At 71.4% G+C, this 20,960-nt stretch carries 18 protein-coding genes; 3 read left to right on the top strand and 15 right to left on the bottom strand.

Features of this window, described 5'->3' with window-relative positions; genetic code table 11:
• Nucleotide 1: 1 nt before the first annotated feature.
• Together AB0I77_RS01865 and AB0I77_RS01860 are read right to left on the bottom strand one after the other, a co-directional pair.
• The gene (locus AB0I77_RS01865) at nucleotides 2–1,072 is read right to left on the bottom strand and encodes a PhoH family protein (RefSeq protein ID WP_363280290.1); all 1,071 of its coding nucleotides are present in this window, start codon (nucleotides 1,070–1,072) and stop codon (nucleotides 2–4) included.
• A gap of 240 nt (nucleotides 1,073–1,312) precedes the next feature.
• Nucleotides 1,313–2,449: a PfkB family carbohydrate kinase gene (locus tag AB0I77_RS01860; protein ID WP_363280555.1), complete on the bottom strand. Its 1,137-nt coding sequence runs from the start codon at nucleotides 2,447–2,449 to the stop codon at nucleotides 1,313–1,315.
• 229 nt (nucleotides 2,450–2,678) lie between these two features.
• On the opposite strand from AB0I77_RS01860, the gene AB0I77_RS01855 reads away from it, so the two are divergent.
• Entirely contained in the window at nucleotides 2,679–3,665 is a 987-nt protein-coding gene (locus tag AB0I77_RS01855; RefSeq protein ID WP_363280289.1) for a cellulase family glycosylhydrolase, read from the top strand.
• A 109-nt stretch (nucleotides 3,666–3,774) separates the two neighbouring features.
• Here the strand turns inward: AB0I77_RS01855 and AB0I77_RS01850 are convergent, their stop codons facing one another.
• The 11 genes from AB0I77_RS01850 to hrcA form a co-directional block, all read right to left on the bottom strand.
• Nucleotides 3,775–5,079, bottom strand: coding sequence for a glucarate dehydratase family protein (locus AB0I77_RS01850; protein WP_363280288.1), 1,305 nt, complete (start codon nucleotides 5,077–5,079; stop codon nucleotides 3,775–3,777).
• Between the two features lie 30 nt (nucleotides 5,080–5,109).
• The gene (locus AB0I77_RS01845; protein ID WP_363280287.1) at nucleotides 5,110–6,123 is read right to left on the bottom strand and encodes an adenosine deaminase; all 1,014 of its coding nucleotides are present in this window, start codon (nucleotides 6,121–6,123) and stop codon (nucleotides 5,110–5,112) included.
• Nucleotides 6,124–6,142: 19 nt separating this feature from the next.
• A complete protein-coding gene (locus AB0I77_RS01840; protein WP_363280286.1) occupies nucleotides 6,143–7,048 on the bottom strand; it encodes a ribonuclease Z in 906 nt (301 codons plus the stop codon).
• A 21-nt stretch (nucleotides 7,049–7,069) separates the two neighbouring features.
• Complete coding sequence (locus tag AB0I77_RS01835) at nucleotides 7,070–7,423, bottom strand: histidine triad nucleotide-binding protein (RefSeq protein WP_363280285.1); 354 nt, start codon at nucleotides 7,421–7,423, stop codon at nucleotides 7,070–7,072.
• Nucleotides 7,424–7,534: 111 nt separating this feature from the next.
• Complete coding sequence (locus AB0I77_RS01830; protein ID WP_363280284.1) at nucleotides 7,535–10,732, bottom strand: S41 family peptidase; 3,198 nt, start codon at nucleotides 10,730–10,732, stop codon at nucleotides 7,535–7,537.
• Between the two features lie 57 nt (nucleotides 10,733–10,789).
• Nucleotides 10,790–11,329 (bottom strand): hypothetical protein, encoded by a 540-nt coding sequence (locus tag AB0I77_RS01825; RefSeq protein WP_363280283.1) that lies wholly within the window; start codon nucleotides 11,327–11,329, stop codon nucleotides 10,790–10,792.
• A gap of 80 nt (nucleotides 11,330–11,409) precedes the next feature.
• Nucleotides 11,410–11,802, bottom strand: a complete 393-nt coding sequence (locus tag AB0I77_RS01820) for a VOC family protein (RefSeq protein WP_363280282.1) — start codon at nucleotides 11,800–11,802, stop codon at nucleotides 11,410–11,412.
• Nucleotides 11,803–11,854: 52 nt separating this feature from the next.
• Nucleotides 11,855–12,604, bottom strand: coding sequence for a 16S rRNA (uracil(1498)-N(3))-methyltransferase (locus tag AB0I77_RS01815; RefSeq protein WP_363280281.1), 750 nt, complete (start codon nucleotides 12,602–12,604; stop codon nucleotides 11,855–11,857).
• The gene (locus tag AB0I77_RS01810; protein ID WP_363280280.1) at nucleotides 12,604–13,716 is read right to left on the bottom strand and encodes a nitronate monooxygenase; all 1,113 of its coding nucleotides are present in this window, start codon (nucleotides 13,714–13,716) and stop codon (nucleotides 12,604–12,606) included. The genes AB0I77_RS01815 and AB0I77_RS01810 overlap by 1 nt, the downstream gene beginning before the upstream one ends.
• A gap of 78 nt (nucleotides 13,717–13,794) precedes the next feature.
• The gene (dnaJ, locus tag AB0I77_RS01805) at nucleotides 13,795–14,931 is read right to left on the bottom strand and encodes a molecular chaperone DnaJ (RefSeq protein WP_363280279.1); all 1,137 of its coding nucleotides are present in this window, start codon (nucleotides 14,929–14,931) and stop codon (nucleotides 13,795–13,797) included.
• Entirely contained in the window at nucleotides 14,932–15,948 is a 1,017-nt protein-coding gene (gene hrcA, locus AB0I77_RS01800; protein WP_363280278.1) for a heat-inducible transcriptional repressor HrcA, read from the bottom strand. It lies immediately after the preceding gene.
• 163 nt (nucleotides 15,949–16,111) lie between these two features.
• Here hrcA and AB0I77_RS01795 point away from each other — a divergent pair, with 163 nt between their 5' ends.
• Together AB0I77_RS01795 and AB0I77_RS01790 are read left to right on the top strand one after the other, a co-directional pair.
• On the top strand, nucleotides 16,112–16,849 hold the full coding sequence (locus tag AB0I77_RS01795) for an MBL fold metallo-hydrolase (RefSeq protein WP_363280277.1): 738 nt from the start codon (nucleotides 16,112–16,114) through the stop codon (nucleotides 16,847–16,849).
• Nucleotides 16,850–16,883: 34 nt separating this feature from the next.
• Nucleotides 16,884–17,705 (top strand): DUF3097 domain-containing protein, encoded by an 822-nt coding sequence (locus AB0I77_RS01790; protein ID WP_363280276.1) that lies wholly within the window; start codon nucleotides 16,884–16,886, stop codon nucleotides 17,703–17,705.
• 27 nt (nucleotides 17,706–17,732) lie between these two features.
• On the opposite strand, the gene hemW is transcribed toward AB0I77_RS01790, so the two are convergent.
• Nucleotides 17,733–18,965, bottom strand: coding sequence for a radical SAM family heme chaperone HemW (gene hemW, locus AB0I77_RS01785; RefSeq protein WP_363280275.1), 1,233 nt, complete (start codon nucleotides 18,963–18,965; stop codon nucleotides 17,733–17,735).
• A 31-nt stretch (nucleotides 18,966–18,996) separates the two neighbouring features.
• The gene (locus tag AB0I77_RS01780) at nucleotides 18,997–20,907 is read right to left on the bottom strand and encodes an ATP-binding SpoIIE family protein phosphatase (RefSeq protein WP_363280274.1); all 1,911 of its coding nucleotides are present in this window, start codon (nucleotides 20,905–20,907) and stop codon (nucleotides 18,997–18,999) included.
• Nucleotides 20,908–20,960 lie beyond the last annotated feature (53 nt).

Here is a 20,960-nt window from a genome sequence, read left to right as displayed (position 1 = left end):
GCTACTTCCCCTTGTGCGCGGACTTCCCCCGGCCGCCCTTGTGCGTGCCGTTCTCGGTGCCGTGCTGGTCGTCGTACTTCTCGTACGCGTCGACGATACGGCCGACCAGCTTGTGCCGTACGACGTCATGGGACGTGAGACGCGAGAAGTGGACGTCGTCCAGGCCCTCCAGGATGTCCTGGACCTGGCGCAGACCCGACTTGGTGCCGCTGGGCAGGTCGACCTGCGTCACGTCACCCGTGACCACGATCTTCGAGTCGAAGCCGAGGCGGGTGAGGAACATCTTCATCTGCTCGGCGCTGGTGTTCTGCGCCTCGTCCAGGATGATAAAAGCATCATTCAAAGTACGGCCCCTCATGTACGCGAGGGGGGCCACCTCTATCGTGCCCGCCGCCATCAGCCGCGGGATCGAGTCCGGGTCCAGCATGTCGTGCAGCGCGTCGTACAGCGGGCGCAGGTACGGGTCGATCTTTTCGTAGAGGGTGCCCGGGAGGAAGCCCAGGCGCTCTCCCGCCTCCACCGCCGGCCGGGTCAGGATGATGCGGGTGACCTGCTTGGCTTGCAGGGCCTGCACCGCCTTGGCCATGGCGAGGTAGGTCTTGCCGGTGCCTGCGGGGCCGATACCGAAGACGATCGTGTGCTTGTCGATCGCGTCGACGTACCGCTTCTGGTTGAGGGTCTTGGGGCGGATCGTGCGGCCGCGCGAGGACAGGATGTTCTGCGTGAGCACTTCGGCCGGGGTCTCGTGGCCGTCGCTCTCCCCGTTCTCGCTCGCCCTGAGCATGGCGATCGAGCGTTCCACTGCGTCCTCCGTCATCGGCTGTCCGGTGCGGAGCACCAGCATCATCTCGTCGAACACACGCGAAATGAGGGCGACTTCCGTGGGATCGCCGACCGCGCTGATCTCGTTGCCCCGGACGTGGATGTCGGCTGCCGGGAAGGCCGTCTCGATCACGCACAGGAGGCGGTCGCCGGACCCCAGCACGGTCACCATGGGGTGCTGGGCGGGGACGGTGAACTCTACTCTCGCCTGCCCCTGCGCGGGTGTGTGAGCTGTGGGTGTCTGAGTCATGGGCCGGCTCTGTAGGCCTTGCTCGTCCTCCTCGATCGACTCGCCCGCCACATGGGCGGCCTGGCGGTTTCCAGGGTACGCCGGGGGACTGACAACGCCGTAGGCCTTTTCGGCACGGGAGTAGTTCTTGGACGTAGTGCACTTTCGACCGACCGAGACGGGTGGTGGGTGGGCATAGGCCGGGGGTCTGGGGGCGGAGCCCCCAGGGACGGCCACCGCGACGCCGCGCACCTCATGAGCTCACCCCAACCCCCCGAACCCAATCGTCGGCACCGCCCGCCGCAACGGCCACGGCCTGGCCCCCTCCTCCGGCGCCAGGTCCGCGAGGAAGCCGTAGCGCCGCAGCGGCGTCGGGTCCTGGCTCTCGACCGACTGGACCTTGCGCCACCACGCGCCGATCTCGGACCAGCCGGGAGCCGACAGGGAGCCCCCGAACTCCTGCACGGACAGCGCGGCCGTCAGCCCGGCGAAGGCCAGGCGGTCGGCCAGCGGCCAGCCGGCCAGGGTGCCGGTGACGAAGCCCGCCACGAAGACGTCCCCCGCGCCGGTCGGATCGAGAGCCGCCACCTCGATGGCCGGCACCTCCGCGCTCTCCCCGGTCCGCCGGTCCACCGCGTACGCCCCCTCCGCACCGAGGGTGACGACGGCCACCGGAACGTGATCGGTGAGGGCGTGCGCCGCGGCGCGCGGGCAGCCGGTGCGGGTGTACCGCATCGCCTCCTCCGCGTTCGGCAGGAAGGCCTCGCAGTGGGCGAGGTCGGGCAGGCCCGCCAGGTCCCACGCCCCGGTGTCGTCCCAGCCGACGTCGCCGAAGATGCGGGCGCCCTTGCTCGCGGCCTGGGCGATCCAGGGGGCGCGCTTGCCGGGGGTGAGGGAGGCGATGGCGGCACGCGCGCGTGGGGGGCAGTCGGGGGCGGGCTCCTCCGGGGGTGGCTCGTGGCCGTGCGAGACCATCGTGCGTTCGCCCTCGTACGCCATCGAGACGGTGACCGGGGAGTGCCAGCCGGGGACCGTGCGGGACGGGGCCAGGTCGATGCCCTCGCCCCGTTCCAGGGCGTCCCAGCAGTACTCGCCGTAGTGGTCGTCGCCGAACGCGGCCGCCAGGGAGGTCCGCAGGCCGAGTCTGGCCAGCGCGGTCGCCATGTTGGCGACACCGCCGGGGCTGGATCCCATCCCGCGTGCCCAGGACTCGGTCCCGCGCACCGGAGCGGAGTCGAGCCCGGTGAAGACGATGTCGAGGAAGACGGTGCCCGTGAGGTACACGTCCCAGGGCGGGTCGTCCGGCGTGCGCAGGGCGGCCAGCGGGTCGACCCGGGGCCGGTCGCGGTGGTCCTCTCCGACGGACGAGGCGGAGGCGATGGAGGCGGTGGAGGCGATCACGGTGCGCTCCCTGACGTGGTGCGGATCAGGCCAGTCTGCACCACACCACTGACAACCCGCCGCTGTCACACGGGATACGGCTCCTGACAGGCTCTTGACACGGAATCGATGGAGGATCAGCATTCAGAAACTTCCCCGTCCTCGACTCGGTAGTCCCACGTCAGGACCGATGTTTACGTAAACATCAACAATTGAAAACATCGAGCAATCGAACAATGGAGTTCGTGTGAATCGCCTCCGCTCTCGCGCCCATCTGCGCGCCTTCCTGATCGCAGCACTGCTCGCGCCACTGCTGACGGTTTCCCATGGCGCATCCGCCGCCACCAACTCCTTCCGCGGAGTCAACTGGGCGGACAGCCGGGACAATTACGTGGACGGCTGGGTGATCCCGACCGGCCTCACGGCCGGGGACAGCTACGACAGCGTCCGCTCCAAGGCCGACGGCATCATCAGCGGCTTCCAGCAGCAGCTCGGCGCGAACACCGTGCGGCTGCCGATCAACCCGCAGAGCGTCAACTCGGACTGGTGGGGGCGGTACAAGGGCGCCGCCGACTCGGCCCTGTCCCACGGCATGAAGGTCATCTTCGGCTACTGGGAAGCGAACAAGGACGGCAAAGTCGATGACATGAACGCGTGGAACACCATGTGGGACAAGGTCATCAGCGACTACGGCAGCAACGGCAACGTCTACTTCGAACCGATGAACGAGCCGTTCGGTTACAGCCTGAACGACTGGGTGTCGCTCTGCTCGTCGTGGCTGTCCCGGCATTCGAGCACTCCCCGCGGGCGGGTCCTCATCAGCGGCACCGGTTACAACGACAACGTCACGGGCGTCGGAGCGGCCAGCGCCCTGAACGGCACGCTGCTGTCGCTGCACTTCTACGGATTCTGGGCCTCGGACACCACCCGCTCGGCGTGGACCACCAACCTGAGCAACCGGCTCGGCTCGTACTCGTCCCGCACCATCATCGACGAGGCCGGTGCCCCGATGACGACCGGGCTGAACTACTACGGCGGGAACCAGGACGGCAACAACTTCACGGCGTACTTCGCCGCCACCACGGACCTGACGAGGTCCCGTCAGATGGGCGTCGTCTACTGGCCCGGCCTGCGCGCGGACGACAGCTATTCGATCACCCGGCAGAGCGGCAGCGGACTGGCGGTGAACAACTCCTCGGGCGTGGCACAACTGCGCTGGGGCTGGGGCCTGTAACCGGACAGACGGCCCAGGGGGCTTTCCGCCCCACCGCGACGTTCTTCGTCACGACCGTGTGCCCCGACGGATGCCCGCACTCGGCAGCCGTCGGGGCCGCAACCTCCTCCTACCAGCGAGGCACGGCGGGCGTCTCCCATCCCGGCTCGGCGACCCGCATCGCCGCCGCGTCGTCCCGCTCGCGCAGCGAACCGTCGTCGTCCAGCCAGCGCCGGTGGAGGAAGGCGAGCTTCTCGCGGTCGAGTTCGACGCCCAGGCCGGGCGCGTCCGAGACCTTCACGGACCCGTCCTCGAAGGTCAGCCGCTCTGTGAGCACGTCCTCCGACTGCCAGGGGTAATGGGAGTCGCAGGCGTGGTGGAGATCCGGGACGGTGGACGCCACATGGGTCATGGCGGCCAGTGAGATCCCCAGGTGGGTGTTGGAGTGCATGGAGACTCCGACGCCGAACGTGCGGCAGATGGCGGCGAGTTGCTGTGTGTTGCGCAGCCCGCCCCAGTAGTGGTGGTCGGAGAGGACGACCTGGACGGCGCCGCGAGCGAACGCCTCCTTGATCTCGGCGAAGGTCGTCACGCACATGTTGGTGGCGAGCGGCACGTCGGTGCCGGCGGCCACCTCGGCCATGGCGGCCGTACCGAGCGTGGGGTCCTCCAGGTACTCGAGAACGCCCCCGAGCTCCTTCGCCACCTTCAGCGAGGTCTCCACGCTCCAGGCGCCGTTGGGGTCGAGCCGCAGCGGGTGCCCGGGGAACGCCTCGGCCAGTGCCCGGACGGCGGCGATCTCCTCGTCCGGCGGGAAGACTCCGCCCTTGAGCTTGAAGGAGGTGAAGCCGTAGCGCTCGGTGAACTTCCGGGCCTGCTCGACGACTCCGGCCGGATCGACGGCGGCGCCCCAGTCGTCCCGCTCGGCCGGCACGCCCTCCGGATGGTCCGCCCACTTGTAGAAGAGGTACGCGCTGTACTCCACCGCGTCTCGCACCTTGCCGCCGAGCAGCGCGTGCACGGGCAGGCCGAGCGCCTTGCCCAGCGCGTCGAGACAGGCGACCTCGAAGCCGGAGACGACGGACAGGCGCAGCTTGTCGGCGGTCTGGACGCCGCGCTGTCCGCCGACGTCGACCTGGCCGACGACGCGGGAGTCGTCCACGGAGATCTCGTCGGCGATCAGGAAGAGGCCGTTGAGATCACTGACTTGACGCCCTTTCAGCTTCTGCGCGAACGGGCGCGCCAGCTCCAGGTACTTGGTGTCGCCGTACGTCTCGCCGACCCCCGTGATCCCGTCGGCCGTCACCACCTCGACGATCAGCCGGGGCGTGTACGGCTGGTGGACGCCTTGCGTGTTCAGCAGCGGCGGGTCGGCGACCAGGATCGGCGTCAGCCGTACGTCCGTGATGGCGAGGTTCACCAGCCGTCTCCCCATGTAGACATCATCTATGTATGAGGATGAAGGTTAGATAGGTGAACGAGACCCGTCAATGAACTCGTACGCCTCCACCTCGGAGAGATACCGCGCCCGCCGCTCCTCGTCGCGCTCCAGGAAGGACGCGAGGAAGGAGTTGCGGGCCAGTTCGCGCAGCCGGTCCTCGCTCAGGCCCAGCGCCTGGCGTACGGCGTCGAAGTTGTCGCCGGCGTAGCCGCCGAAGTAGGCCGGGTCGTCGGAGTTGACCGTGCACAGCAGGCCGGCTTCGAGCATGGCGGGCAGCGGGTGCTCGGCGAGGACGTCGACGGCGCGCAGCCGGACGTTGGACAGCGGGCACAGGGTCAGCGGGATCCGGTCGCGGACGAGCCGCTCGACCAGTTCGGGGGACTCCACGCAGCGCAGCCCGTGGTCGATCCGCTCGACGCCGAGCACGTCCAGGGCCTCGGTGATGTACTCCGGCGGGCCCTCCTCACCGGCATGCGCCACGCGCCGCAGGCCCAGGGCGGCGGCTGCCTGGTACACCTCGCGGAACTTCACCGGCGGATGCCCGACCTCGGCCGAGTCCAGGCCGATGCCGGTGATCCGGTCGAGGTAGGGCCTGGCCGCCTGAAGGGTCTCCAGCGCCGACTCTGCGGACTCGTCCCGCAGGAAGCACATGATCAGCTGCGTGGAGACGCCGTGCGCGGCCTCGCTGTTCCCCAGCGCCCGCCACAGCCCTTCCACGACCGTACCCATCCCGACGCCCCGGGCTATGTGGGCCTGCGGGTCGAAGAAGATCTCCGCGTGCCGCACGCCCTGCGCGGCGGCCCGGGCGAGGTAGGCGTTCGCGAGGTCCTCGAAGTCCCGCTCGGTGCGCAGCACGGCCATGAGCTCGTAGTACAGGTTCAGAAAGGACTGGAGGTCCTCGAACTCGTACGCCTTGCGCAGTGCGTCGGTGTCGGCGTACGGCAGCGCGACGCCGTTGCGGTCGGCCAGCTCGAAGGCCAGCTCCGGCTCCAGGGTGCCTTCGATGTGCAGGTGCAGTTCAGCTTTGGGGAGGGGCATCGAAGAATCGTACGGCCGTTCACCGACGCTTCGGAAGCGGCACCCTCAGCAGATCGTGCGCGACCGTCAGCTCGCCCTCGAAGCCGGCCGCCCGCGCCTGCCGCTCGAACTCGTCCGGCTCGGAGTAGCGCTGGCTGAAGTGGGTGAGCACGAGATGCCGTACGCCCGCGTCCCGCGCGACCCGGGCTGCCTGACTTGCCGTCAGGTGACCGTGGTCCACGGCCAGTTGCTCCTCCTCGTCGAGAAAGGTCGACTCGATGACCAGCAGGTCGCAGCCCTCGGCGAGCGCGTGGACGCCGTCGCACAGCCGGGTGTCCATGACGAACGCGAACCGCTGCCCGCGCCGCACCTCGCTGACCTCGTCGAGGAGGACGCCCCGCAGCGAACCTTCGCGCTGGAGGCGGCCGACGTCCGGCCCCTTGATGCCGTGCGCGGCGAGCCGGTCGGGCAGCATGCGGCGGCCCTCGGGCTCGGTCAGGCGGTAGCCGTAGGACTCGACGGGGTGGGAGAGCTTGCGGGCCTGAAGGGTGTAGGCCCCGGTGGCGGCGATCGGCCCGTCCGTGTCCACCGGCACCTCGACGATCTCGACCGTCTCGCGGTAGGCGGTGGCGTACCGCAGCCGGGTGAAGAAGCGCTGCCCGGAGCGCGGGTAGTGCGCGGTGATGTCGTGCGGGACCTGGTCGAGGTTGATGCGCTGGATGACTCCGGCGAGGCCGAGCGAGTGATCCCCGTGGAAGTGGGTGACGCAGATCCGGTGCAGATCGTGCGCCGCGACCCCGGCGCGCAGCATCTGGCGCTGGGTGCCCTCGCCGGGGTCGAACAGGATGCCCTCGCCGTCCCAGCGCAGCAGGTAGCCGTTGTGGTTGCGGTGCCGGGTCGGGACCTGGCTGGCGGTGCCGAGGACGACCAGTTCACGTACGGACACGGTGACTTACGTCCTTCGGGGTTACCCGGGGGGCCACTGCATGCCACGGCCGCCGAGGACGTGCGCGTGGGCGTGCCAGACGGTCTGCCCGGCCCCGCTGCCGGTGTTGAAGATGATGCGGTAGCTGTCCAGCTTCTCCTCGTCGGCGACGGCCTGGGTCTCGCGCAGGACGTCGGCGGCGAGTTCCGGCGCGCCGGTGGCGAGGGCGGCGGCGTCCCGGTGGTGGGCCTTCGGGATCACCAGGACGTGCGTGGGCGCCTGGGGGTTTATGTCCCGGAAGGCGACGGTCGTGTCGGTCTCACGGACGATCGTCGCCGGGATCGTCCCCGCGACGATCTTGCAGAACAGACAGTCGTCCTGCGGTTCCCCTGCCATTGCGTGTGCCTCCTTCACGCCGGTGATCTCTTACCCGGGGCATGCTATCGACCGAGACGGGTGGTGGGTGGGCATAGGCCGGGGGTCTGGGGGCGGAGCCCCCAGGGACGGTCACGGCAACGCAGGCGGCACCTTGGCAGGGGAAGACTCCAGCGCCGCCAACGCCAGCCGAACCGCCTCGTCCAACTGCGCATCCCGCCCCGCCGCATAGTCCTGCGGCCGCTGCACCACCTCCACGTCCGGATCCACCCCGTGGTTCTCCACCCCCCACTCGTACCCCTCCAGCCAGAACGCGTACTTCGGCTGAGTGATCAGCGTCCCGTCGACCAGCCGGTACCGGCTGTCGATCCCGATCACCCCGCCCCACGTCCGCGTGCCGACCACCGGCCCGATCCCCAGCGCCTTGATCGCCGCGTTGACGATGTCCCCGTCGGAGCCGGAGAACTCGTTGGCGACGGCGACGACCGGGCCGCGGGGCGCGTCCCCCGGGTAGCTGTACGGCCGCATCCCGCGCGGCAGCGCCCAGCCGACGATCCGCCGCGCCAGTTTCTCGACGACGAGCTGGGAGGTGTGCCCGCCCCGGTTCTCCCGGACGTCCACGACCAGCCCCTCGCGGGCCACCTCGACGCGCAGGTCCCGGTGGATCTGGGCCCAGCCGGGCGCCTGCATGTCCGGCACGTGCAGATACCCCAGCCGTCCGCCGGACTTCTCGTGGACGTACGCCCGCCGGTCCTCGACCCAGGCGTGGTAGCGCAGCGGCTCCTCGTCGGCGGTCGGGACGACCACCGCGTGCCGCACCTCGCCCCCGCCGGCCGGCGAGATCGTCAGCTCGACGGGCTTGCCCGCCGTACCGACGAGGAGCGGGCCGGGCCCGGTCACCGGGTCGACCGGCACTCCGCCCACCGCCACGATCGCGTCGCCGGCCCGCACCGCGACGCCGGGTGCGGCGAGCGGGGAGAAGGCGTCCGGGTCGGAGGTCTCGGTGGGCAGGATGCGGTCGATGACCCACGTGCCGTCCGTATGACGGGAGATGTCCGCGCCGAGCAGTCCCTGCCGGGGCCCGCCGCCGTGTCCGCCGCGCGGCATGACGTAGGCGTGCGAGGTGCCGAGTTCGCCCTGGACCTCCCACAGGAGGTCGACCAGGTCGTCGTGGGTGGCGACGCGGTCGAGGACCGGCCGGTAGCGGTCGAGGACGCCGGGCCAGTCGACCCCGTTCATGTCCGGCCGCCAGAAGTGGTCCCGCATGATGCGGCCGGTCTCCTCGTACATCTGCCGCCACTCGGCCGACGGGTCGACGGTCTGCCGTACGCGGGTGAGGTCGACGGTGATGTTGGAGTCGCTGTCGTCGTCGCTCGAGGCGCGCCGGTCGCTGGGGACGACCTTCAGCCGGCCGTCGGTCCACAGCAGGACCCGCTTGCCGTCGCCGCTGACCTGGAAGTGGTCGGCGTCGGCGGCGAGGTGTTCCAGACGCTGCTGGGCGAGGTCGTAGCGCTCCAGCTCGGTGTGCGGGTCCGGGTCGTCCGGGGTCGCCCGGGAGGAGCCGAGCACCCCGCGCACCGGGTGGCGCAGCCACAGCACGCCGTCCTTCGCCACGCGCAGGTTGGAGTAGCGAGCGGCCTCGACCGGGAAGGGCACGATCCGGTCGGCGAGGCCTTCGAGGTCGATCCGGGTGGTGGGGGTGCCCTCGCTGTCCGGGGTCTCGTCCTTGTCGGGGGCCTCGAAGGGGCGGCCGTGCCGCTGCGGGCCGAAGGGCGAGGGCGTGGTCGCGGCCAGGGTGATCAGGTGCGGCCGGTCGCCGACCACGAAGGCCAGGTCGAAGACGTGCTCGTCGTAGACCGGGTCGAAGGAGCGGTTGGACAGGAAGGCGAGGTGCTTGCCGTCGAGGGTGAAGGCCGGCGCGTAGTCCCTAAAGCGCAGCGGGGTCGCCTCGGTGACCGACAGGTCGGTGGTGTTGGCGAGCTTGAGCTGGCGCAAGGGGCGCGGGCCGGGGTGCGACCAGGCGAGCCAGGCCGAGTCGGGCGAGAAGACCAGCCCGGACACGTCGCCTTCCTCACTGCGGTCGATCTCGCGGACCTCGCCCGTCTCGCGTTCGACGAGCAGGACGCGTCCGTCGTGCGCGGCGACCGCGGCCCGGCTGCCGTCGGGCGCCATGGCGAGAGCGAGGACCCGGCCGAGCTGTCCGGCGGCGAGCCGGCGCGGGGTGGCGCCGGGCGCGTGGCCGGTGGCGGGCGCGAACTCCAGGGCGTCGTCGCCCTCCGCGTCCGTCACCCACACCACCCACTCCTCGCCCTCGGCGCGGAAGGTGCGCGGCAGCCGGGCCCGTACGCCGGGTTCGGCGGCGAGCGCGCGGGCCGGTCCGGAGCGGTGGGTGACCCAGTGCACGGCACCGCGCACGGCGACCGCGCTGCCGCGCGCGGTGTGGTCGGGGGCGGCGGACCCGAACCAGCGGGAGGCGTTCAGCGGGAACGTCTGCCGGTCGGTGCGCTGCCCGCCGAGCCGGATGTCGAGCCGGCGGGGCTCGGCGCCGTCGAGGTCGTCGAGCATCCACAGGTCACCGGCACAGGCGTACACGACACGGGTGCCGTCGCCTGCGGCGTGGCGGGCGTAGAAGCTGTCGAGGGGGGTGTGCCGCCGCAGATCGGACCCGTCGGCGAGAGAGGAGTACAGCGCCCCGACGCCCTCGTGGTCGGAGAGGAAAGCGATCCGGTCCCCCGCCCACACCGGGTACTCGAGGTTCCCGTCCAGCTCCGCGTGCAGCCGTACGAACTCCCCGTCGCCGTCCCGGTCGATCCACAACTTGCCCGCCGTACCGCCCCGGTACCGCTTCCACCACGCCGCCTCCCGCCCCATGGGCGCGGAGAGCAGCACCGTGGCGGGGCCGTGGGCGACGGTGCCGACGGGTCCGTACGGCAGGGTCGTGGCCGGTCCGCCGTCGAGCGGGATGGTGCGGGCCCAGCTGCGGCGCAGACTCGCCTGGCCGTACGTGCTGATCGCGAGGATCTGCCCGTCCGCGGTCCAGCCGCGCACCTGGGTGCGTGAACTGCCCCAGTGGGTCAGCCGCTTGGCGGGGCCGCCGTCGACCGGGGCGATGTGCACCTCGGGCGCGCCGTCGCGGGTGGAGGTCCAGGCGACGGTCGTACCGTCGGGCGAGACGCGGGGATGGGAGACCGGCACGTTGTCGGCGCTGACCCGCCAGGCCCGTCCGCCGTCGAGCGGGGCGAGCCACACGTCGTCCTCGGCGGTGAAGGCGACCAACTCGCCGTGCAGGTGGGGGAACCGGAGATACGCGGAGGTCGCTGACTGTGTCACCCGATCACCCTATGCAAGCCCGGCGAGCGGGGACAGGGGTTTGGATCAGGTTTGGGATCACTTGCCCTCGGGCCAGCACTCGGGTGCCTTCTGGCAGTACACGGTCTTGGTGACGGTCTCCGTGACCGTCGGCCCGGACTGCCCGGGCTGCTCCGGATCGTTGACGGGCGGCGTGGTCTTCGCGTCGCAGTTCCCCAGCCCCTCCACGTGGAACCACTGCTTGCCGTCGATCTTGGCGGTGAGGTTCCCGCGCACACAGGCACCGCTGACGGCGCGAGTCACCCGGCCGGTCACCGTGATGTCCTTGCCGTCGTCCGTCTCGCCCTTGCAGTCGACCTCGGCGACGGCGTTCTCGGTGGCGGTCGGCGTCGAGTCGCCGTCACCGTAGTCGGCCGTACAGGTGAGCCACCCCACATCGGCCTTCTGCCGCTCCAGCTCCGCCGTCGCGACCTGATCGGTGGTGTATGCCACGGTCGCCGAGCTCAGCCCGCCCGGCTCACAGGCCACCACACTCCCCACGGCCACCATGGCAAGCCCCGCCACGGCGGCCACTCGCTGCCCGCGCGGCCGACGCCCGATCCGCCTCAACGCCCGCATGGACGGCAGCCTGCCACCGTCCCGGCCACCGCGGTAGAGCGCATACGGCCACCCACGCGCCGGGCGCTTGACGGTGGCCGTCAGACACGCAGCAGCAGCCACTCCTGGAGTTCCACCAGGTTGCCCTCCGGGTCCTTGAGGTGGGCCACGCGCATGCGGTCCGTCAGGGGGGCCGGGCCGTGCAGGAGGGCGGCGCCCCGGGAGGTGATCTGCTCGCAGTAGGCGTCCAGGTTGTCGACACGCAGGACCACCAGGGAGCGGTGGCCGGTCGCCTCGGCGCCCAGTTCGCCGAGCAGTTCGGCCATCATGGCGCGGTCCTGGAGGGCGATGCCCGCCGAGCCGGTGGCGGGAGAGAACTTCTCGTACGGCCCGTCCGCCGCCCCCGACTGCGGCTTCAGGCCCAGGACTTCGGCGTAGAAGCGGTAACAGGCGGCGAAGTCGGTGACGAGCAGGCGTACCTGTGCGAGTTCCACGAGCCGTTCTCCCAGGAGTTCGGTGGGCAAGAGTCCGTCAGGCAGGAGTCCGTCAGGACCAGCGGCCGGTCCGGCCGAGGAGCAGGGCGGCCGCCGCGGTTCCGGCGGTCGACGTGCGCAGGACGGTCCGCCCCAGGCGATACGCCTTCGCGCCCGCCTCCTCGAAGAGCGCCAACTCCTCCGGGCAGACGCCTCCTTCGGGGCCGACGACCAACACGATCTCGCCGGTGGAGGGGAGTTCGGCGGTGGCCAGCGGCTCACTGCCGTAGGCGCGGTCCTCGTGGAGTACGGCGGCGAAGTCGGCTTTGGCGAGAAGTGCCGCAACCTGCTTGGTCGTTGCCGCGTCCGCGACCTCCGGGAAGCGCACCCGGCGCGACTGCTTGCCCGCCTCCCGGGCGGTGGCGCGCCACTTGGCGAGGGCCTTCAGGCCGCGCTCGCCCTTCCACTGCGTGACGCAGCGGGCCGCCGCCCACGGCACGATCGCGTCGACGCCGGTCTCGGTCATCGTCTCGACGGCCAACTCGCCCCGGTCCCCCTTGGGCAGGGCCTGGACGACGGTGATGCGGGGGGTTTCCGGGGGTTCCTCGGACACCTCGTGCAGGTGCACGATCAGGCGGTCCTTGCCCTCCGTGTCGAGCACCTCGCCCTGCGCCCACCGCCCGGCGCCGTCCGTGAGGACCACGATCTCCCCGGACCGCAGCCGCTTCACGGAGACGGCATGGCGTCCCTCGGGCCCGTCGAGGACGTACGGTCCGGCGCCGGCCGCGGGGAAGTGCTCGACCACGAACACCGGCGCGGTCATCAGATGCCACCCGACCCGGGAAAACCCGCCCCGGGGAAGCTCGCCCCGGGAAAGGCCGACAGCGCTGTCCGAGCCGCGTCGAGTTCGGCGGCCAGCACTTCCACCAGCTGGCCGGCGGGCAGTTCGCGGGCCATCCGGTGGCCCTGCCCCGCCCACAGTGCCATGCCTTGCGCGTCGCCCGCCTTGGCGGCCGCCTTGCGCAGCGGCGAGGTGAGGTGGTGGATCTCCGGGTAGGCGGCGGGCGCGTACGGGCCGTGCTCGCGCATGAACCGGTTGACCAGTCCGCGGGCCGGGCGCCCGGAGAAGGCGCGGGTCAACTCCGTGCGGACGAACAGGGGGTTGGTCAGCGCCTGCTTGTGCAGGGCGTGCGCGCCGGACTCGGGCGTGGCGAGGAACGCCGTACCGAGCTGCGCCGCGCTCGCGCCGGTGGCGAGGGCGGCGGCGATCTGGCCGCCGCGCATGAGACCGCCGGCGGCGATGATCGGGATGTGCACGGTCTCGCGGATCTGGGCGATCAGGGACAGCAGTCCGATGCCCGAGCCGTCGGTCTCCGGGATGTCACGGTGGGTGCCCTGGTGTCCGCCCGCCTCCACGCCCTGCGCGATCACCGCGTCGGCGCCGGCCCGCTCGACGGCGAGGGCCTCCTCGGCGGTGGTCGCCGTGACCAGGGTGAAGGTGCCGGCCCGGCGCAGCGAGTCCAGGACGTCGGGGCTGGGGATGCCGAAGTGGAAGGAGACCACCGGCACGGGGTTGTCCAGCAGCACCGCGAGCTTGGCGTCGTAGCCGTCGTCACGGCCGCTGTCCGGATCGCCGAGCTCGGTGTCGTACCAGGCGGCCTCGCCGGCCAGCTGGTGGGCGTACACGTCGACGGCGGCCGGGTCCGCATACTCCGGCTGCGGCATGAAGAGGTTCACGCCGAACGGGCGGCCGGTGAGGCTCCGCAGCTGCTTGATCTCCTGGTACAGACCGTCGGCGGTCTTGTACCCGGCGGCGAGGAATCCCAGCCCGCCGGCCTCGGAGACCGCGGCGGCGAGCATCGGCACGGAGACGCCGCCCGCCATCGGGGCCTGCACGATCGGATGGGGGAAGAGATCGGTCAGTGCGGAGGACATGACGGCATGTTGTCACGTCCTCCGAACAAGTCCGAATCGGGCCTTCCACCTGGCATAAGCCAAGGGCATCGCCGAAAATCAGCGCCCGTTGAACGCGTCCTTCAACCGGGAGAACAATCCCTGCTGCCCAGGCTGGAACTGCCCCGTCGGCCGTTCCTCGCCCCGCAGCTTGGCCAGCTCGCGCAGCAGGCGTTCCTGTTCGGGGTCGAGCTTGGACGGGGTCTGGACCTCGACGTGGACGATGAGGTCGCCGCGTCCGCCGCCGCGCAGATGCGTGACGCCCCGAGCGTGCAGCGGGATCGACTGGCCGGACTGGGTACCGGGCCGGATGTCGACCTCCTCCAGGCCGTCCAGCGTCTCCAGCGGCACCTTCGTGCCGAGGGACGCCGCGGTCATCGGGAGCGTGACCGTGCAGTGCAGATCGTCGCCGCGCCGCTGGAACTGCGAGTGCGGCAGCTCGTGGATCTCGACGTAGAGGTCACCGGCGGGACCGCCGCCGGGGCCGACCTCGCCCTCGCCCGCGAGCTGGATGCGGGTGCCGTTGTCGACACCGGCGGGGATCTTGACCGTCAGGGTGCGCCGGGACCGGATCCGCCCGTCGCCCGCGCACTCGGGGCACGGCGTCGGAACGACCGTGCCGAAGCCCTGGCACTGCGGGCACGGCCGGGACGTCATGACCTGGCCCAGGAAGGACCGCGTCACCTGCGACACCTCACCGCGCCCGCGGCACATGTCACACGTCTGAGCGGACGTACCCGGAGCCGCGCCCTCACCGCTACAGGTGGTGCAGACGACCGCGGTGTCGACCTGGATGTCCTTCGTCGTGCCGAAGGCCGCCTCGTCGAGCTCGATCTCCAGCCGGATCATCGCGTCCTGGCCGCGCCGGGTGCGCGAACGCGGACCCCGCTGGGACGCCGTACCGAAGAAGGCGTCCATGATGTCGGAGAAGTTGCCGAAGCCGCCCGCGCCGAAGCCGCCCGCGCCACCGGCGCCGGCCTGCGAGAGCGGGTCGCCGCCGAGGTCGTAGACCTGCTTCTTCTGCGGGTCCGACAAGACCTCGTAAGCGGCGTTGATCTCCTTGAACCGCTCCTGGGTCTTCGGATCCGGATTGACGTCCGGGTGCAGCTCGCGTGCGAGCCGCCGGAAGGCCTTCTTGATCTCTTCCTGCGACGCGTCGCGGCGCACGCCGAGAACGGCGTAGTAGTCCGTGGCCACTTACGACTCCGCCAGGATCTGTCCGACGTACCGTGCCACTGCGCGTACCGCTCCCATCGTTCCCGGGTAATCCATGCGGGTCGGTCCGACCACGCCGAGCTTGGCTACTGCCTCGTTGCCCGAACCGTAGCCGACCGACACCACTGACGTTGAGTTGAGTCCCTCGTAGGCATTCTCGTGCCCGATACGCACGGTCATACCCGAATCTCCCGCCTCACCAAGGAGTTTGAGGAGCACGACCTGCTCCTCGAGTGCCTCCAGGACGGGCCGGATGGTGAGGGGAAAGTCATGTCCGAAGCGGGTCAGATTGGCGGTGCCGCCGATCATCAGCCGCTCCTCGTTCTCCTCGACGAGTGTCTCCAGGAGGGTGGAGAGCACCGTCGAGACCGTGCCGCGGTCCTCGGTGTCGAAGCCTTCCGGCAGATCTTCCACCAACTGCGGGACATCGGCGAAACGGCGGCCCGCGACCCGGCTGTTGAGCCGCGCCCGCAGATCCGCCAGCGACCCTTCGCCGAACGGCGCCGGGCAGTCGACCATCCGCTGCTCGACCCGGCCGGTGTCCGTGATCAGCACCAGCATCACGCGGGCGGGCGCGAGCGACAGCAGCTCCACGTGCCGCACCGTCGACCGTGTGAGCGACGGGTACTGCACGACGGCGACCTGCCGCGTGAGCTGCGCGAGCAGCCGCACGGTCCGCGCCACGACGTCGTCGAGATCGACGGCGCCGTCGAGGAAGTTCTGGATCGCGCGCCGCTCGGGCGCCGTCATCGGCTTGACACCCGCGAGCTTGTCGACGAACAGCCGGTAGCCCTTGTCGGTGGGGATGCGCCCGGCACTGGTGTGCGGCTGGGCGATGAACCCCTCGTCCTCCAGGGCGGCCATGTCATTGCGCACGGTGGCCGGGGAGACGCCCAGGTTGTGCCGCTCGGTGAGCGCCTTGGACCCGACGGGCTCCTCGGTGCCGACATAGTCCTGGACGATGGCGCGCAGCACCTGAAGCCTGCGTTCACTCAGCATCCGCGCACACCTCCAGAAATCGTCCCCTCGGCGCCTGTCCTGGCACTCTTCATATTCGAGTGCCAGCCTTCCCCGGCCCAGTGTACGGCCGTGGGGTACGCCCCGGGCAAGGCCGGTCCCGTGACGCCGTGCCCGCGGGGCCCGTCACCGTTAGCGTCGCGGTATGAGCGTGACTTGGGAAGAGCTGGGATGGGAGCGGCTGTCGGCGGGGGTGGGCCGGTGCCGGCTTCCCGGCTGGGACTGCACGGTCGGGCTGGTCGTCGGGGAGGGCACGGCCCTGTTGATCGATGCCGGGTCGAGCCTGGCCGAGGGCGCGCGGTTGCGCGCGCAGGCTCAGGCGCTCGCCGGTCACCGTGTGACCCATCTCGCGCTCACGCATCCCCACTTCGACCATGTCTTCGGCACGGGGGCGTTCGCGGGGGCGGAGGTGTTCGGCGCGGTGGGCATCGACACGGTGTTCGCCGGACGGCACGCGCGCGAGGAGCTGCGGGCGGACGCCGTACGCAATGGGCTGGAGGCCGGCCTGGCCGACGAGGCGGTCGATGCGCTGGTGCCGCCCCGCCACCATGTCTCCGGCGAGTGGACCCTCGACCTGGCCGGCGGCGGCCAGGTCCTTCAGGTCCTGCTGGCGAATGTGGGCCCGGCCCACACCGCCCACGACCTGGTGGTCCTCGTGCCGGGTGCCCCGGAGGTCGTCTTCTGCGGCGACCTGGTCGAGGAGTCCGGCGAACCGCAGGCCGGCCCCGACGCCGTACCGTCGCACTGGCCGGCCGCGCTCGACCGGCTGCTGGACCTGGGCGGTGAGGACGCGCTGTACGTGCCCGGTCACGGAGCGGTGGTGGACGCGGGGTTCGTACGGGCTCAGCGGGACGCCCTGGCGACGCGTTTCGGCGTGTCGTAATCACGCGGCGACGGCTTCTCCTATCGTCATCCGAATGCGCCAGTACTCTCCGGACCTAACCCCGCCGTGGAAGAAGCCCAAGCCCGTACCCGAGGTCCCGGCCGAGCCAGGCCTGGTGGTCGAGGAGCCGGGGACCGGGTTCTGCGGGGCGGTGATCCGCTGCGAGGCGGGCACGGTGACGCTGGAGGACCGCTTCGGCAAGCACCGCGTGTTCCCGCTGGAGCCGCGCGGGTTCCTCCTGGAGGGCCGCGTGGTGACCCTCGTACGGCCGTCATCGGGGCCGGTACGTCCCACCCGTACGGCATCCGGTTCGGTCGCCGTCCCCGGCGCACGCGCGCGCGTGGCCCGCGCCGGGCGCATCTACGTCGAGGGCCGGCACGACGCCGAGCTGGTCGAGAAGGTGTGGGGCGACGACCTGCGTATCGAGGGCGTGGTCGTGGAGTACCTGGAGGGCGTCGACGACCTCCCGTCGATCGTGGCCGATTTCGCACCGGGCCCGGACGCCCGCCTGGGCATCCTGGTGGACCACTTGGTGCCGGGCAGCAAGGAGTCCCGTATCGCCGCGTCGGTGACCAGCGAGCACGCGCTGGTCGTCGGCCACCCGTACATCGACATCTGGGAGGCGGTGAAGCCGTCGTCCCTGGGAATCCCCAGCTGGCCTCGCGTACCGCACGGCCAGGACTGGAAGACGGGCGTGTGCCGGGCGCTGGGGTGGCCGGAAAACACGGGGGCGGTGTGGCAGGCAATCCTAAAGCGGGTGGGGTCTTATAAGGACCTTGAGCCGGAGCTGCTGGGGCGGGTGGAGGAACTGATCGATTTCGTCACAGCACCCGATTCCGGCCCGTCCGGCGCTTGAGGACGAGGCGGTTCCGAGAAAAGCCCCTCAGTCCACCAGATCCCGCACCACCGCATCCGCGAGCAACCGCCCCCGCAACGTCAGCACCGCACGCCCCTCCGTATACGGCTCCTCCTGGAGCAGCCCGCCCTCCAGCGCCCGCCGCGAAGCCGCAAGCCCCTCTGCCCGCAACAGCTCCAGCGGCACCCCTTCCCGCAGCCGCAACTCCAGCAGGATCCGCTCCACCCGCCGGTCCTCCGCCGAGAGGATCTCCCGCCCCGCCCCCGGCGACCGCCCTCCCGCCAGCGCCCCCGCATACGCCCCCGGATGCTTTACGTTCCACCAGCGCACGCCCCCCACATGGCTGTGCGCCCCCGGCCCGGCGCCCCACCAGTCGGCGCCCCGCCAGTACAGCTCGTTGTGCAGACAGCGGCCGGCCTCCGACGTCGCCCAGTTCGACACCTCGTACCACTCGAAGCCCGCCGCTGACAGAGCCGACTCCGCGATCAGATACCGGTCCGCGTGCACGTCGTCGTCCGTCATGGGAACCTCGCCCCGCCGGATCCGCCGCGCCAGCTGCGTACCTTCCTCCACGATCAGCGCGTACGCCGACACGTGGTCCGGACCAGCCCCCAGGGCCGCCTCCAGCGAGGCCCGCCAGTCGTCGTCCGACTCCCCCGGTGTGCCGTAGATCAGATCCAGGTTCACGTGCGAGAACCCCGCCGCACGCGCCTCCGCGACGCACGCCTCCGGGCGGCCCGGCGTGTGCGTACGGTCCAGCACGCGCAGCACATGCTGCTTCGCGCTCTGCATGCCGAAGGAGATCCGGTTGAAGCCGCCCTGGCGCAGTTCGGCCAGGTACGCCGGATCCACCGACTCCGGGTTCGCCTCCGTCGTCACCTCCGCGTCGGCGGCGAGGCCGAACTCGTCGCGGATCGCCCCCAGCATCCGTACGAGATCACCCGCCGCCAGCAGCGTGGGCGTACCGCCGCCGACGAAGACCGTGCGGACCTCGCGCGGGTCGTCGCCGAGGACCTTGCGGGCCAGGCGGATCTCGTCGATCAGCGTGTCCGCGTAGTTGTCGCGGGAGGCGAGGACGCCGCCGGTGCCGCGCAGCTCGGTCGCCGTGTAGGTGTTGAAGTCGCAGTAGCCGCAGCGGGTCGCGCAGTACGGGACGTGCAGGTAGAACCCGAGGGGGCGGTCGGCCGCCCCGGCGAGCGCGGGCGCGGGCAGTGCGCCGTCGTCGGGGACGGGCTCGCCGTCGGGGAGTGCGGAAGGCATGCCCTCCATTGTCCAGCACCTGGAGAAATCCTCACTCCGCCTGAAGCACCAGCAGTGCCAGATCGTCCTCCGGCGGCCGTACCCCGAACTCGTGCACCAGCCGTTTGATGCGCTCCGCGATCAGTTCCGCGTCGAGCCCCGTGCACCCCGCCAGCGCCTCGGCGAGCCCGTCCTCGTCGTCGAACTGGCGTGAGCCGCTGCGCCGTTCGGTCACGCCGTCCGTCACGCACAGCAGGCTGTCGCCGGTCCGCAACTCGAAGGTCTCGCTGGTGTACGTCACGTCCTCCACGACCCCGAGGAGGGTCTGCGGATGCGCGGCCGTACGGACATCGCCGCCCGCGCCGAGCAGCAGCGGCAGCGGGTGTCCGGCGGAGGCGAGGGTGCAGCGCACACCTCCGTCGAAGGGGGCCAGTTCGCCGTAGAGGAGGGAGAGGAAGCGGGTCTGCGGGCCGTCGTCGGTGCCCGTCGGCCGGCCGCCGGCGGACACCAGCGCGCGGGCCGCCGCGTCCGCGGCCTCCGTCGCGTCGTCGAGGAGCAGCTGGTTGAGGCGGTCGAGGACGTCGGCGACGCGGTAGCCCTCGCGGGCCAGCAGCCGCAGCCAGGGCCGGGCCAGGCCGATCACGACGGCGGCCTCGGGGCCCTTGCCCTGGACGTCGCCGACGGCGAAGCACCAGCGGCCGTCGCCGGCCGGGAAGAGGTCGTAGAAGTCGCCGCTGGGCCCGCCCTTGTCGCACGGCTCGTACACCAGGGCGCTGCGCATCCCGGGTATCTCGGCGACGGCGCCGGGCAGCAGTCCGCGTTGCAGTACGGCGCTGATGGTGGCCTGCCGGGCGTACTGGCGGGCCGCGCCGATGGCGAGGGCCACCCGGCGGCTGAGGTCCTCGACGAGCCCGGTGATCTCGTCGGGGAAGCCCACCGGTCCTGACCGTCCGATGACCAGGGTGCCGAGCGGGCGGCCGCCGGCGGCCAGGCGGTAGGCGAGCGCGCAGCCGTGCGTGTGGTGCGGGCCCAGGGCGTCGCCGGGCCAGGGGAACGGGGCGGGCCCGGGCCCTGCCGTGTCGGGCGGGCGCGGCGGCTCCTTGTCCAGGGCCTGGCGCAGCTCCTCGATGCGGTTCTCGCTGCTGTGCCACACGCGGGCCAGCCGCGGTCCGGCACCCGCGATCCGGTCGGCGCCCCAGCCAGCGCGGCCGGTGGCCTCGTCCTCCAGCCATACGGCGCACCAGTCGGCCAGCCGCGGCACGATCAGCTGTCCGGTGAGCGCGGCGACCAGGTTCTCGTCGAGCTGTCCGGCCAGCAGGTCGGAGGCCTCGGCGAGGAAGGAGAGGGCGCCGCGGCCCAGCCAGTCCCGGTCCCGCTCGGCCCGCCGCGGTTCGGGGGCGAGTATTTCGGCCACCCGCAGACCGCGCTCGCCCGCGTACGCCTCCTCTTCGTCGGTGGCCGAAGGCTCGTGTGCGGGCAGCCGCGCCCACACCGTCTTGGCGCCGGTGTGGTAGGTGATGCCCCAGGACTCGGCGAGCGCGGCGACCAGTCGCAGGCCGCGCCCGTACTCCGGTGTCTCGCACGGCGGTTCGACGGTGCCGTCGCGCGGGGCGCGGGAGGGGTGGTGGTCCAGCACCTCGATGACGAGGGCGCCGGTCTCCGGCTCCAGACGGCAGTCCAGCTCGACGTCGGTGCCGGCGTGTACGACGGCGTTCGTGACGAGTTCGCTGACGACGACCACGGCGTCACCTGCCAGGCGGTCGGTGAGGTGCTCGGCGCCGGGCAGCCCGCGCTCGGCCCAGTCGGCGAGGGCGGTGCGTAAGACGGCGCGGGCGGAGCCCGGTGCGAGGGGGCTCCCGGGCAGGGGCGCGTGCACCCGGGGCGCGCACGGGTGCGCGCCCCCCGGCACAGGCGCATCAGAGGCACGGGAAATGGTCTCCCGTTGCGTCGGAATGGCCCCCATGGACAGCTCCCCGAACGGTTCGGACGAATACGCCTCAGTCGATGCCGACAGAG

The sequence above is a fragment of the Streptomyces sp. NPDC050619 genome, assembly GCF_040654815.1.
Taxonomy (GTDB): Bacteria; Actinomycetota; Actinomycetes; order Streptomycetales; family Streptomycetaceae; genus Streptomyces.
The sequence above is the reverse complement of the archived record's forward strand: the minus strand, read 5'-3'. Positions and strand labels throughout refer to the sequence as shown.